14 protein-coding genes are annotated in these 14,164 nt (G+C 55.1%); 7 read left to right on the top strand and 7 right to left on the bottom strand.

The features are described 5' to 3' along the window. Positions 1-21: 21 nt before the first annotated feature. The gene (locus H0S68_RS02155; RefSeq protein ID WP_020824971.1) at positions 22-450 is read right to left on the bottom strand and encodes a YhbP family protein; all 429 of its coding nucleotides are present in this window, start codon (positions 448-450) and stop codon (positions 22-24) included. A 438-nt stretch (positions 451-888) separates the two neighbouring features. Between H0S68_RS02155 and speFL the strand changes: the two genes are divergently transcribed. The 4 genes from speFL (at position 889) to H0S68_RS02135 (ending at position 5,204) form a co-directional block, all read left to right on the top strand. Further along, entirely contained in the window at positions 889-993 is a 105-nt protein-coding gene (gene speFL, locus H0S68_RS02150) for a leader peptide SpeFL (RefSeq protein WP_112363015.1), read from the top strand. A 269-nt stretch (positions 994-1,262) separates the two neighbouring features. Beyond that, positions 1,263-3,425 (top strand): ornithine decarboxylase SpeF, encoded by a 2,163-nt coding sequence (speF, locus tag H0S68_RS02145; RefSeq protein WP_187962174.1) that lies wholly within the window; start codon positions 1,263-1,265, stop codon positions 3,423-3,425. Between the two features lie 63 nt (positions 3,426-3,488). After that, positions 3,489-4,805 (top strand): putrescine-ornithine antiporter, encoded by a 1,317-nt coding sequence (gene potE / locus H0S68_RS02140; RefSeq protein WP_115060310.1) that lies wholly within the window; start codon positions 3,489-3,491, stop codon positions 4,803-4,805. A 90-nt stretch (positions 4,806-4,895) separates the two neighbouring features. Beyond that, positions 4,896-5,204 (top strand): GIY-YIG nuclease family protein, encoded by a 309-nt coding sequence (locus H0S68_RS02135; RefSeq protein ID WP_165366277.1) that lies wholly within the window; start codon positions 4,896-4,898, stop codon positions 5,202-5,204. Here H0S68_RS02135 and H0S68_RS02130 read toward each other — a convergent pair. Together H0S68_RS02130 and H0S68_RS02125 are read right to left on the bottom strand one after the other, a co-directional pair. Next, positions 5,191-5,694 (bottom strand): GNAT family N-acetyltransferase, encoded by a 504-nt coding sequence (locus tag H0S68_RS02130; RefSeq protein ID WP_130016093.1) that lies wholly within the window; start codon positions 5,692-5,694, stop codon positions 5,191-5,193. The two genes, H0S68_RS02135 and H0S68_RS02130, sit on opposite strands and share 14 nt — an antisense overlap. Then, the gene (locus H0S68_RS02125; protein WP_020824966.1) at positions 5,688-6,209 is read right to left on the bottom strand and encodes an SCP2 domain-containing protein; all 522 of its coding nucleotides are present in this window, start codon (positions 6,207-6,209) and stop codon (positions 5,688-5,690) included. The genes H0S68_RS02130 and H0S68_RS02125 overlap by 7 nt, the downstream gene beginning before the upstream one ends. Before the next feature lie 254 nt (positions 6,210-6,463). On the opposite strand from H0S68_RS02125, the gene H0S68_RS02120 reads away from it, so the two are divergent. Both H0S68_RS02120 and H0S68_RS02115 read left to right on the top strand, forming a co-directional pair. After that, entirely contained in the window at positions 6,464-7,459 is a 996-nt protein-coding gene (locus H0S68_RS02120; RefSeq protein ID WP_410529117.1) for a peptidase U32 family protein, read from the top strand. 11 nt (positions 7,460-7,470) lie between these two features. Further along, complete coding sequence (locus H0S68_RS02115) at positions 7,471-8,349, top strand: U32 family peptidase (RefSeq protein ID WP_020824964.1); 879 nt, start codon at positions 7,471-7,473, stop codon at positions 8,347-8,349. Positions 8,350-8,417: 68 nt separating this feature from the next. Here the strand turns inward: H0S68_RS02115 and H0S68_RS02110 are convergent, their stop codons facing one another. From H0S68_RS02110 to H0S68_RS02095, 4 genes are all read right to left on the bottom strand, one after another. Next, positions 8,418-9,539: a JmjC domain-containing protein gene (locus H0S68_RS02110; RefSeq protein WP_410529116.1), complete on the bottom strand. Its 1,122-nt coding sequence runs from the start codon at positions 9,537-9,539 to the stop codon at positions 8,418-8,420. 104 nt (positions 9,540-9,643) lie between these two features. After that, a complete protein-coding gene (locus H0S68_RS02105) occupies positions 9,644-10,786 on the bottom strand; it encodes an ABC transporter permease (RefSeq protein WP_020824962.1) in 1,143 nt (380 codons plus the stop codon). Further along, the gene (locus H0S68_RS02100; protein ID WP_020824961.1) at positions 10,783-11,937 is read right to left on the bottom strand and encodes an ABC transporter permease; all 1,155 of its coding nucleotides are present in this window, start codon (positions 11,935-11,937) and stop codon (positions 10,783-10,785) included. Before H0S68_RS02100 ends, H0S68_RS02105 begins: the two co-directional genes overlap by 4 nt. Further along, positions 11,919-12,890 carry an HlyD family secretion protein gene (locus H0S68_RS02095; protein ID WP_020824960.1) on the bottom strand — a complete coding sequence of 324 codons (972 nt, stop codon included), beginning with the start codon at positions 12,888-12,890 and terminating at the stop codon, positions 11,919-11,921. Before H0S68_RS02095 ends, H0S68_RS02100 begins: the two co-directional genes overlap by 19 nt. Before the next feature lie 224 nt (positions 12,891-13,114). On the opposite strand from H0S68_RS02095, the gene H0S68_RS02090 reads away from it, so the two are divergent. Beyond that, complete coding sequence (locus H0S68_RS02090) at positions 13,115-14,128, top strand: luciferase-like monooxygenase (RefSeq protein WP_170868569.1); 1,014 nt, start codon at positions 13,115-13,117, stop codon at positions 14,126-14,128. Positions 14,129-14,164 lie beyond the last annotated feature (36 nt).

Genomic DNA, 14,164 nt, shown 5'->3' with positions numbered 1-14,164 from the left:
GAAAAGTATAGTTTGCGGTATTCAGACCCGCGCCCAGTGAAGCTTTTTACCGAAACCGAGGGTATTGTCAGTCATCTTCACCTCCTGCAGATCCAACTGCCAGACCGGCGCCTTCATCATCTTGGCTATCGGGAAACGCTTGCAGTAACGTGCCCGTGCCAACGCCTCCTGCTCACCGTTCAGCATCGTCGCTTGCGCCCGATACTGAATGCCGCGGATCAAGGCGATGGTCTTCGGTTTCGGCGCTATGGTGCCCACCACGCTGGCGTTTTGCAGCATCAGCTCACCGTGACGGGTGTGGGTTTCGGTCATCAACCACAGCGCCATCCGCTCGGCGTCAAACACGTAGAAACAATTGGCGCACCACATATCCATGCCGTTTCCCGCGCACAGCGTCAGTACGTGCTGCTTGCTGAGAAACTGTGCGATAGGTTGATGCTCATCGGTCATAGTCACTGTGAATTCTCCCCGTTAGCTTGTTTCATCTTAACCCGTGTTGTTGAGGCGGGTCACAAATAACAACAATGTCGGCAAAAATCAAAAGAGAATAAACACCCAGATAAAGTGAATTTATATACAAAATATCATTATATGGACTTATAACATAATAAAAACAAACTCACTTCAATTGCGCATTATACGCCCCTCTTAAACGCAATTTTTTTTGCTATTTCTCCCGCATAGGAAAAATCAGGTAGCAGAAAGGGCTATTTATTATCAATCTATTTACATGCATAATCACTCTTTAGAGGTATTCTTATGCAACTCAATGCATAACCAGTGAATAGTTATTTACTTGAAGGTGTGCATGCGTGATGTATGTCACATATTTTGCTCAAGCCTGCGTTAAAATAGCGCCATCTTTTCACTCACAAAGGTGGATTAGAAATGGAAAACAACAACAGAAAAATGGCGCATATCAGGCGCACAACCCATATTATGATGATGGCTCATCGTAGTTGCTTTAGCTTCGCTTTCTTTAACTTCAGATAACCTCCCTCCTCGTTCGTCCTTATTCCGAACGCAAGATATCATTACGACTTATTTTTCACTCTGATCAACAGAGATAAACTCCTGTTGCTTACGCAGCGGAAAATATCGTAATTCATCTTCATGGGATAAGAACGTCATCACAAAATAATAGAGTGAACTCAGGAATGCCTTCCGGCATGCCAGGTTCTCGCACACCTTTATTTTAATAAGGTATTAACGGCAGATTTAATTATTTGCCGGTGGAATACCTTTGTCTGAAGAATGAGAAAATGAAAAAGTTAAAAATTGCCGCTAATGAAAAAACACTGGGCTGCTTTGAAACAGAACGTGAAATTGTCGATGTGCATCAGAGCGATTTCAATGATGTCGCCGCCATTGTGCTGTCCGTTGAGGACGTTGCAAAGGGCATGGTGACGCATCTCGAAGAGATCGGATTGAACATCCCGCTGTTTGTGGCGGTTTGCTGCGAAGAAGAGTTGGACAATGCCGTATTACCGGCGCTGCACGGGGTATTTGAACTCTGCGGGAAAAACACCCAGTTCTACGGCAAGCAGTTGGAGGCCGCGGCGGTAAAATATGAAAAAGATCTGCTGCCACCGTTCTTCAACACGCTGACGCAGTATGTCGAAATGGGTAACGCCACCTTTGCCTGTCCGGGCCATCAGGGCGGTGAATTCTTCCGTAAACATCCGGCCGGACGTCAGTTCTTTGATTTCTATGGCGAGACGCTGTTCCGTTCCGATATGTGCAACGCGGACGTCAAACTGGGCGACTTATTGATCCACGAAGGGGCACCCTGTGCCGCGCAGCAACACGCAGCCAAGGTGTTTAACGCCGATAAGACCTATTTCGTGCTGAATGGGACCTCGGCATCAAACAAAGTTGCGACCAACGCCCTGTTAACACGCGGCGATTTAGTGTTGTTCGACCGTAATAACCATAAATCCAATCACCATGGCGCTCTGATTCAAGCTGGCGCAACGCCGGTGTATCTGGAGACCGCCCGCAACCCATTTGGCTTTATCGGCGGTATTGATGCGCACTGCTTTGATGAACGTTATTTACGTCAGCAAATCCGCGAAGTGGCGCCGGAGCGTGCCAATGAGGCCCGGCCTTTCCGTCTGGCAATCATCCAGTTAGGCACCTACGACGGCACCATTTACAACGCTCGCCAGGTGGTCGACAAGATTGGGCACCTGTGCGATTACATCCTGTTTGACTCCGCCTGGGTGGGCTACGAACAATTCATCCCAATGATGAAAGATTGCTCGCCTTTACTGCTTGAACTGAATGAAAACGACCCGGGGATCATTGTGACCCAGTCCGTTCACAAACAGCAGGCCGGCTTCTCGCAAACCTCACAAATCCATAAAAAAGACAAACATATCAAAGGCCAAAGTCGCTATTGCAACCATAAACGCTTTAACAACGCTTTTATGCTGCATGCTTCCACCAGCCCGTTCTATCCGCTGTTTGCCGCTCTGGACGTCAATGCCAAAATGCATGAAGGGAAAAGCGGTCAGCGCCTGTGGAAGGAGTGCGTTCGCGTAGGGATTGAAGCCCGTAAAATGCTGCTGGAGACCTGCCAGTTAATCAAACCTTTTGTTCCAGACCAGATCGACGGCAAGCCCTGGCAGTCTTATGACACCGAGACAATGGCCAACGATTTGCGCTTCTTCAACTTTGTGCCAGGCGAGAAGTGGCATGCCTTTGAAGGCTATGCGGAATCGCAGTATTTTGTCGACCCTTGCAAGCTGTTGCTCACCACGCCGGGCATAGACACGGCGAGCGGTAACTACAGTGACTTCGGCATTCCGGCGACCATTTTGGCCAACTATCTGCGCGAAAACGGCATAGTACCGGAAAAATGCGATCTCAACTCGATCCTGTTCCTTCTCACGCCGGCCGAAGACATCGCCAAAATGCAGCATCTGGTGGCGCTGATTGCCCGCTTTGAAAAACACATCGAGCAGGATTCATTACTCAGTGAAGTCCTGCCCGCGGTATATAAAAGCAATGAGCAACGCTACAAGAATTATACCCTGCGTCAACTTTGCCAAGAAATGCACGATCTCTATGTCAGTTACGATGTTAAAGAACTGCAAAAAGAGATGTTCCGCAAGAATTATTTCCCTCGTGTCGCCATGAACCCGCAAGATGCCAATACAGAATTTGTCCGCGGCAATATCGAATTGGTTTCATTGGCCAAGGCTGAGGGCCGTATTGCGGCAGAGGGTGCACTACCTTACCCTCCGGGTGTTTTATGTGTCGTCCCTGGAGAAATATGGGGTGGCGCTGCACAGCGTTATTTCCTGGCATTGGAGGAAGGCATTAATTTACTTCCTGGTTTCGCACCGGAATTGCAGGGTGTTTATATCCAACAAGATGAAGATGGCTGGAATCGCGCTTACGGCTACGTCATGAGTAATTAATGACCTCACAAGGCGGTGAATATTATTCACCGCCCAGATCGCATCATAAAAGAGAGAATGATCATGAGTAAGTCTAATAATAAAATGGGGGTCGTGCAGTTAACGATCCTGACGGCCGTCAACATGATGGGGTCCGGCATAATTATGCTGCCGACCAAATTGGCCGAGGTAGGCACAATTTCTATTGTTTCCTGGTTGGTCACTGCGGTTGGTTCAATGGCGCTGGCCTATGCCTTCGCCAAATGCGGGATGTTCAGCCGTAAATCCGGCGGCATGGGGGGTTATGCTGAATATGCCTTCGGCAAATCGGGCAACTTTATGGCGAACTATACCTACGGCGTTTCGTTACTGATCGCCAATATCGCCATCGCCATTTCCGCCGTGGGTTACGGTACCGAGCTGTTTGGCGCCAACCTGAGCCCGTTGGGGATCTGTATCGCCACCATTGGTGTGCTGTGGTTAGCCACGGTCGCCAACTTCGGCGGCGCTCGCATTACCGGCAGGATCAGCGGCATCACCGTTTGGGGCGTCATCATCCCGGTGGTCGGGATTTCGATCATCGGCTGGCACTGGTTCAGCGGCAGCGCTTACGTCGCCGCGTGGAACCCGCATCAGGTGCCAACTTTTGAAGCCATTGGCGCTTCGATTTCCATGACCCTATGGGCTTTCCTGGGCCTCGAATCCGCCTGTGCCAATACCGATGTGGTGGAGAACCCAGAACGTAATGTGCCGATCGCCGTATTGGGCGGTACGCTTAGCGCCGCAGTGATCTATATCGTTTCGACCAACGTGATCGCCGGTATAGTACCGAATATGGACCTGGCCAATTCCACCGCGCCGTTTGGGCTGGCGTTTTCCCATATGTTCAACCCAACGGTCGGCAAGATCATCATGGCACTGATGATCATGTCCTGCGTCGGGTCGCTGCTGGGGTGGCAGTTCACCATCGCTCAGGTATTCAAATCTTCCGCCGACAGCGGTTTCTTCCCGAAAATCTTCTCGAAACTCAGCAAGGCGGACGCCCCGGTCAAAGGCATGCTGACCATCGTCGTTATCCAGAGCGTACTGTCGCTGATGACCATCAGCCCGTCGCTGAACAAGCAGTTCAACGTGCTGGTTAACCTGGCCGTGGTGACCAATATTATCCCCTACATCTTGTCGATGGCGGCGCTGATCATTATTCAGAAGGTGGCGAAAGTGCCGGAGAAAAAAGCGCGGATCGCCAACATCATTGCCGGCATTGGCGCGCTTTACAGCTTCTATGCACTCTACAGTTCCGGTGAAGAGGCCATGATGTGGGGTGCCATCGCCACTTTCCTCGGCTGGACGCTGTACGGCATCGTTTCACCTCGCTTTGAAATGGCGGGCAAAAAAGGCTAATCGTAATCATCCGCAGGCGGACAGGGTGGGATTACGACGGCGAACATGCCATCATATTCCCACCCTGACCACCGAAGTTGCTGCTTATTCATGACCGATACCCTCTCCCCCTGGCACCTTTACATGCTGCGTCTGCCTAACGGCATGCTGTATACCGGCATTACTACCGACGTCGAACGACGTCTGGCGCAGCATCAGGCTGGCAAAGGTGCAAAGGCACTGCGGGGCAAAGGCGAGCTGGTGTTGGCGTTTCACTGCCTGGCGGGGGATCGTTCTAAAGCGCTAAGGTTGGAATACCGGGTGAAGCAACTGAGCAAAACGCAAAAAGAGAGGCTGGTGAATCACCCGCCTCTTACTTTGGATCATTTACTGCCGGACGCTGAGATTAAAACCGGTTAAACGGCTCGGAAAACTCCACCGCCCCGTGCGCATCATCCAGAGCATTTTCCGCCAGCGGATACACCTGGAAGGCGGCTTCGCTGCCCGGCCAACGGCACTGCAGCCCGTAGGCGGCAGCCGGTTTAAAGCCAAAGCGGCCGTAATAAGCAGGATCGCCCAGCACCACTACTGCGGCATAGCTGAACTCATTGAGCGAATCCAATCCTTCGTAGATCAGTTTTTCACCCAACCCTTGGCGACGCAGGCTTTCGTCCACCGCCAGCGGTGCCAGACCGACCCATTGGCGATCCTCCCCGGCCACGTCCACCGGACTGAACGCCGCATAACCTACCACGCCGCCTTCGTCGTCGGTGGCGACAATGCCCAGCGTCAGCAGGCCATCTTCGCGCAGTTGCTGCACCAGATCGGCCTCGTCGTCACGCCCAAAGGCACGACGCAACAGCGCGTCGATTCCTGCGGCATCTACCGGAATTTCTACGCGGATTAGCATGATACCGGCACACGGGAAGTTTGCACCGTGCCCTCCTGCAGCCCTGCTTCGACAAATTCAGCCAGTTGCAGTAGGCCCAGGCGCAATGGCGCAGGCATGGCTTCCAACTCGATGGCGTCCATCAGATTTTTTACATACAGGCCCAATTCGGTGTCCCCTTCAATCTGCAGCCGACGCTGAAAGAACAGCGTATCGGGATCTTGCTTACGCGCTGCGATAAGAATCAGATCGTTGGCGTCGCCGCTGAAGCTGACATCAGCCTCGGCATGTTGGCTGACAACCAGCTTGCCGTTTTCTACCGTCATAAACCAGTGTAGCGCCAGATCGCGGACTTCGATCTTTAACCAGCGCGATTCGAGAAATTCCAAATCGCCATCCGCCAACGCCTGGCGGAACTGCCAGCCCAGCACCTGTTCCAGAAGCTGGCGCTGCAAAGCAAACGGCGTGAATTTTAGCGGTACTCGCAGCAGCGACGGCCCCTGGCGCACAATGCGCGCTCGTAATTGTTCCAACACTGTCGTTCACTCCTTTCAACACAGATGCACTATTTTGCCACAGTGGCGCACGGCAGAAGCGCTCTATATCAACAAATAGTGCATTTCGCCGCCAGCTTTATCAATACGCCAGAAGCTGCCTCAAATCAAAGCCTGTTCAGCGCGCTTTCACTAAAATTGCCTCCCGATTAGCGTTTGCCGGTTAAAAACGGTCACCGGTAAACATTGTGACAGCCCGCATCCGCCATGGGTGCATGCTGAGTCAGGATAAATCTATGGAGCTGCTTTGTCCCGCCGGTAATCTGCCGGCCCTGAAGGCTGCGGTGGATAACGGCGCTGACGCCGTGTACATCGGCCTGAAAGATGATACCAACGCGCGCCACTTTGCCGGCCTCAACTTTACCGAGAAAAAGCTGCAGGAAGCGGTCGAGTACGTCCATCGCCACAACCGCAAGCTGCACATCGCCATCAACACCTTCGCCCACCCGGACGGCTATGCCAGCTGGCAGCGGGCGGTAGACATGGCGGCGCAGTTGGGTGCCGACGTGCTGATCCTCGCCGATTTGGCGATGCTGGAATACGCCGCCGAACGTTACCCGCAGTTGGAGCGTCACGTGTCGGTGCAGGCTTCTGCCACTAACGAAGAGGCAATTCGCTTCTACCAACGCCATTTCGACGTCGGTCGGGTGGTGCTGCCGCGCGTGCTGTCGATGCACCAGGTTAAACAGCTGGCACGTACCAGCCCTGTGCCGCTGGAGGTCTTCGCCTTCGGCAGCCTGTGCATCATGGCCGAGGGGCGTTGCTACCTCTCCTCTTACCTGACCGGCGAATCCCCCAATACCGTCGGTGCCTGTTCGCCGGCGCGCTACGTGCGCTGGCAGCAAACGGCTAAGGGTATGGAGTCACGCCTGAACGGCGTGCTGATCGACCGCTACCGGGACGATGAAAATGCTGGTTACCCGACGCTGTGCAAGGGCCGCTATCTGGTGGATGACGTGCGCTACCACGCGCTGGAAGAACCCACCAGCCTCAATACGCTGGAACTGCTGCCGGAACTGCTGGCTGCCAATATCGCTTCGGTGAAGATTGAAGGCCGCCAGCGCAGCCCGGCCTATGTCAGCCAGGTTGCCCGCGTGTGGCGTCAGGCCATCGATCGCTGCCAGGCCGATCCGGCCGCTTATCAGGCCGAGGCCGGCTGGATGGAGGCGCTCGGCTCGATGTCCGAAGGCACCCAAACCACCCTCGGTGCCTATCACCGCAAATGGCAGTAGCAGGAGGACGCATGAAATACGCATTAGGCCCAGTGCTGTACTACTGGCCAAAAACCGAGGTCGAGAGTTTTTATCAGCAGGCGGTAAACAGCAGCGCGGAGATTATTTATCTCGGTGAAAGCGTCTGCACCAAACGGCGTGAAATGAAGGTGGGAGACTGGCTGGCGCTGGCGCAAGAGATAGCCCGCAGCGGCAAGCAGGTGGTGATCTCTACCCTGGCACTGTTACAGGCGCCGTCCGAGCTGAACGAACTGAAGCGTTATGTGGAAAACGGCGAATTCCTGATAGAAGCCAACGATCTGGGCACGGTGAATATGGCCGCGGAACGTGGCCTGCCGTTCGTCGCCGGTCACGCGCTGAATTGCTACAACGCCTACACCCTGCGCCTGCTGCACCGCCAGGGCATGACCCGCTGGTGTATGCCGGTCGAGCTGTCACGCGACTGGCTGGCCAAACTGTTGGCGCAGTGCGAAGAACTGGGCTTCCGCCAGCAGTTTGAAGTGGAAGTGCTGAGCTACGGCCACCTGCCGCTGGCCTATTCGGCACGCTGCTTCACCGCACGGTCTGAAGACCGTGCCAAGGACGAATGCGAAACCTGCTGCATCAAATACCCGCAGGGTCGCATGATGCGTTCGCAAGAACAGCAGCAGGTGTTCGTGCTCAACGGTATTCAGACCATGAGCGGCTACTGTTATAACCTGGGTAACGAATTGAGCGGTATGCAGGGATTGGTAGACATCGTGCGCCTGTCGCCGCAGAGCACGGAGACGTTGGCTCTGGTCGAACGCTTCCGTGCCAACGAGCAGGGTGCGCAGCCGTTAACGCTCACCGATCAAGCCGACTGCAACGGCTACTGGCGCCGGGTCGCGGGGCTGGAATTGGTGTCTTAATTCGTTGAGAAAATACAAAACTGCCGGGTAGGCGTAGCGCCACCCGGCAAGTCAGCCCACAGCGACAACTACTCTTTGAAGAACCAGTATCCCTGATTGATCAGCTCGGTCAGCTCAGCCACAAAGGCCGGATTTTGCAACGCATCACCCAGCTCCGGCTGGCCCAGCTCGGTATAGCGACACAGCGCATCGGCCGCACGATCGTCCACGGTGTTCAGACGCTCGCTGTTGACGAAGAAGCTGTCGCCGACCTGCAGCACACGCAGGCCGCTCAGGCGAGTCAGGGTTTCACCGCCCATCAGCGCATTCAGTACCTCTTCCGCTTCATAAGGGGGTTCCGCCATAGCGATATCCAGCTCATGACGTGGCGTAGTGGCAAAACGGCCAAACCACTGCTTAAAGTCTTCCGGTTGGCCGATCATTTCGAACATCATTGAGCGCAGGCGCTCAAGCTCATATTCTTCAACCCGGCCCGGATGTTCACGCAGGGTTAAATCAGGATCGCTGTAATGCGCACCACCCAGATCTTTTTCCAGCGCGTAATCAGCAAAGCTGCTGATCAAGTCGCGGCCGTTTGGCCCACGGAAGCCCACTGAATAGTTGAACGCCGTTTCGTGGGTAAAGCCGTCATGGGGAAAGCCTGGCGGGATGTACAGAATGTCGCCCGGTTCCAATTCTTCATCAATGATCGGCTCGAACGGATCAACGTGCAGCAGCGCCGGGTGCGGGCAGAACTGACGCATCGGCAAGGCATCGCCAACGCGCCAGCGACGGCGGCCCATCCCCTGAATGATGAACACATCGTAGTTGTCGATATGCGGACCCACACCGCCTCCCGGCACCGAGAAGGAGATCATCAGATCATCCAGGCGCCAGTCCGGCAAGGCGCGAAACGGGTGCACCAGCTCGGCTGAGGGCGCATGCCAGTGGTTAACCGCCTGCGCCAGCAGTGACCAACCCGTTTCACCGAGGTCATCGAAATGTTCAAACGGACCGTTGCTGGCCTGCCATTTTCCCTCTGCGTTGCTCACCAGACGGCTGTCAACCTCCTGCTCCATCGCCAGCCCCGCAAGTTCGTCAGGCGTGATAGGATCGACAAAATTCGGGAAGGCATTTTTCAAAACAACAGGTTTTTTCTGCCAATACTTCTCTAAAAACTCGGGCCAGTTCAGGTTCAGTTGGTAAGCCATACAATCACACCAGTAAGAAAATTCACGGACGTGATTATGCGAGACAGCGCATCTGTCCACCTTGTTAAGGGTCAAGGAAATGGTGGGGCTCCCTTGCTGGAACGTTAATTAACCTGCCGTTTGCGGAACATACTGCGCAGCGCGACGCTGTTGCGTACGAAACCCACGCCGAAGCCCAACAGGGTGTAAACAATCCCCAGCACCAGCAGCATCGCCACGTCCCCCCACACTTCGTTCAGCGACAACCCCATCTGGTTAACCCCCGCAACGGCCTTGGTTGCCCAGGTGGAGGGAATGCTGTAGGAAATCGCCCGCACCCAGCCAGGCATCGCCTGCAGCGGCCAGATGGTGCCCGAAAGATAAAATATCGGCGTCGTAATAAACGCCAGCGTCAGGTAGATCATTTCGACGCTGCGCAGGCACTCGGTCACCAGCTTGCCCAACCCCAACACCGCCAGTAAGAACGGGAAGGTCAGCAGCAGAATTTCCGCAATGCCCGCCGTTTGCCGATAGCCCAGCACCCATGGCCACAACACAAACAGCACGATCGACAGGAACAGCCAGATCGGCAGCAACGCCGTCAGCCCCCCCAGATGCGCCGCCAGCGGCGCTTTACCCCCGGGCATGCTCTTCATGGCAATGCTGACGCGCACGCAGGCAATCAACAGCGAGTGCTGCAACAGCATCACCAGCAGGCCGGGGAAGATGATCGCCGCAAAGCTGATGCCCGGGTTGAACACATCCAACGTCTGTCCGACGATCGGCGTCAGGATCACCTGCGCCTGGCGTTCGCTGAAACCGCTGCGTAACAGCAGGCCGTTGTTGTACTGGGTCAGCAACTGCTGATAAGCCGCCACCACATCCTGCTGGATCTGCCCGTTGGCCAGGCGGTTGGTCGCATCGCCATACACCGGCACCACGATATTCTGGCCGCTCAGGATCTTCTTCTCCAGATCCACCGGCATGATGATCACCGCGAACAGCTTGCGCCAGCCAAGATCTCGCTGCGCCTGCTCAAGACTGTCGTAGGTTTCAATAGCGATTTTGGAGGTGGCGTCCAGTTGACGGATCAGCTGGCGACTGGCGGTGCTGTGGTCCTGATCGATGACGCCCACCGGCAGATCCCATACCGTGCGGTTGGCATAGACCATGCTCATGACGCACAACGACAGGATCAACATCAGCCACATCGGCCGCTCCAGCATGCCGAGCAGCACCCGGACGAAGGTTTGCCAATAAAGTTTCATCCTGCCCCCCCTTCTTTTAACAGCCGCGCCAACAGCCGGTTACGCACCAGCAGTGCGGTCACCAGCGGATAAATCGACAGCAACGCACAGACGCTGAAGATGGCGCTGGCAGGGACTTGCCGCAGGAATACGTCAAACATGGCGTACAACGCATGAGTTAACGGCTCAATATTAGAAATAATGCGCGCCGGCAGCGGCATCGACAGTTCCGGCACCGCCATGCCCGAAAAGGTCAGCGCAATACTCACCAAAATGGCGATCAGGCTGTAGGCGGTGATGGTGCTGCTGGTAAAGGTAAACAGCAGCAGGCCAATGCTCTGCGCCGCCATCACGTAGAAGAAACCAATCATCAGCATGAACAGCGGATTGCCGCTGACGCGGGCGTCAAAAATGCCCACCAGCGCGGCAATTTCAACCATCAGCAAGCTGGTGAAACATAAGGTGTACGGCGCCAACTTGCCGAGCAGCGCCAGGCTGAACGGCCGCGCCTTCAACAAGGATTTACTGCGTGCCAACACGTAAATCATGCAGGTCACTACGAACAGCTGCAGCAGGTGGATGGTGGCGGCAAACTGTTGATAATAAATATAGCTGCCGCTGGCGTTGAATAAACTGCCGTAGGAAAGCGTCACGTCCGCCAGGGGCGGCAATGTTTTGCCCATCTCGCCGGCGATGATGCTGCGGTAGCTGGCGTTGATTTCGGTCATCAGGCCGCTGAAGTCCTGGGTGGAATACAGCCCCGCACCGTAAAACAGCGCATTGTAGTACATCACCACGCTCGGCTGTTTGCCAGCCAACGCGTTGGCCTCAAAATCCGGCGGCACATACAGCAGCGCATAATCCTGCGCGCTACGCAGGCGATGCAGCGATTCTTGCAGCCCACCGGGGTAAGCCTCGACGTGGGCGTGCGAACCGGCATCCAGACGGCGCGTCAGCGATTTGGATAGCGGGCTGTGATCGCTGTCCACTACCGACACCGGCAGATCGAGCAAGGTCCCTTCCGAAAAGTTACTGCTGATCAGACCAAACAGGATCAGCGGGAAGATCCAGCTCAGCCAATGCACCACCGGGCTGCGGAAGGCAAGCCGACACTCGTTGCCAAACGCATGACTGAAGCAGCGCCAGCCGGCCCTTACTCTTTCCATAGCCATAAGCTGCTCATCCCTGGGCGCAGGCCGTCTACCGGCTGTGACGGATACAGGCGCACTTCAAACGTTTTCAGATCGAAGTCACCGGTAGCTCGGGTGGCGCGTTTGGTGGCGTAGTCGCCCAGCGGGGCGATATAACGCACTTCCGCCTCGATCATTTTGTCCTTCAGTGCCGGTACCCGCATCTGGACTTTGTCGCCCTTCCGCACGTGAGCCAAAATATCTTCACGCAGGTTAAACACGAAATAAGCGTCCGGTATGCGGATCAGCGTCAGCAATGGGCTACCCGCATTCAACAACTCGCCCACTTCTGCCGGTATTGGCCCAACTTCGCCGGTCACCGGAGCTAATACCTGCAAGTCGTCCGTCTGGGCTTTCACCTGCAGCAAGTTTTCTTCCGCTGCTCGCAGTGCCGCAGCGTACTGTTGCCGTAATTCGACACGGTCGCCGTTAATCCCTTCGTCCAGGTTGGCTTTGGCCGCCTGCACCTGTTGGAAAGCGGTATCGCGCGCGCGGCGTGAAGCGTCCAATTCAGATTTCGAAATATAACCTTTACCGGCCACGCTCAGGTTGCGGTTGTAGTCGTTTTGCGCGTTGCGATATTGCGCTTCGGACTGCGCCAGGTTGGCGCGCAGGTTGCGGATGCTTTCTTCACGCGTGCCGTGTAGCGACTGCTCGAGCTGCGCTTTGGCCTCATCGCGCGACGCCTGCGCGGAACGCAGTTGCGCCATCAGTTCCGGGCTGTCGAGATGAATCATCACTTGCCCTGCCTGCACGTCGTCCCCACGCTCCACCAGACGTTCAATCACTCGTCCCTTAGCCTTGGAAGCCACAATCACCTCAGGCGCATCCACTTCGCCCTGCAACAACAAATCCTGATTATGCGCGCGGAACAATATCGCCATGGCGATCGCCACCACCATCAACAGTAGGGTAAACAACGTCTTTTTTTTCATTCTCTCAGCTCCCTGAGCAATAAGCGGCAGGTGAAATCATCATGTCCATATCTCAATAAACTCCCAAAAAAACCATTTTACTCATAAGGATATTCCGAGCACATATATCCTCTTTTATAACTATAAATTGGATTATGCTTTTAACACTAAAAGCACATTATGCTTTGTAGTTTGCAGACTTCTGCAATCGCCCTTTAAGCGATCACCTTTTGATGGACGATGCCATGACTGAAAAAACTGCGGTACCGGTTTCGGTACTGGATTTATCCCCTATCCCACAAGGGGCCAAACCACGTGATGCGTTTCACGCTTCTTTAGATTTAGCACAACATGCCGAAAAATGGGGTTATCAACGCTATTGGTTGGCAGAGCATCACAACATGACCGGCATCGGCAGTGCCGCCACCTCGGTACTGCTGGGTTATCTGGCCGCGGGTACCCAAACCATTCGCCTTGGTTCCGGTGGCGTGATGCTGCCTAACCATGCGCCGCTGGTGATCGCCGAGCAGTTCGGTACGCTGGAGTCTTTGTACCCCGGGCGTATCGATTTGGGCCTCGGCCGTGCACCCGGTACCGATCAACGCACCATGATGGCACTGCGCCGCCATCTGTCCGGCGAGGTGGATAACTTCCCCCGCGACGTGCAGGAACTGCAACATTACTTCTGCGATGCACAACCGGGCCAGCCGGTTCAGGCGGTACCCGGTCAAGGATTGCATGTCCCTCTCTGGCTGCTCGGTTCCAGTTTGTACAGCGCGCAGTTGGCGGCACAGCTTGGCCTGCCGTTCGCCTTCGCCTCTCACTTTGCACCGGAGATGCTGTTCCAGGCGCTGAAGTTGTATCGTGATAACTTCAAAGCTTCCGAGCAGTGCCAGCAGCCGCATGCGATGGTGTGCGTCAACGTGGTGGCCGCCGACAGCGATGCCGATGCGCGCTTCCTGTTTACGTCGATGCAGCAGCAGTTCATCAACCTGCGTCGTGGTTCGCCAGGCCCACTGCCGGCGCCGGTGGACAATATCCACGCGCTATGGACCGCCGGGGAACAGTACGGGGTTGATCAGGCACTGCGCATGTCGATCATCGGTAACGAAAATACCGTGCGTCACGGGCTGCAAACGTTGCTCAACGAAACCGGTGCGGATGAGATCATGGTTAACGGCCAGATCTTTGACCATCAGGCACGGTTGCATTCGTTTGAGATTGTCGCCGGAGTAAAAGACACGCTGGCGAAAGGGTAAGTCAACGGCGGGCCGCAGGGCAATCATTTCCCTCAA

This window comes from Serratia sp. AXJ-M (genome assembly GCF_046531865.1).
Lineage (GTDB): Bacteria > Pseudomonadota > Gammaproteobacteria > Enterobacterales > Enterobacteriaceae > Serratia > Serratia liquefaciens.
This window is presented reverse-complemented; position numbering and strand designations above follow the sequence as displayed.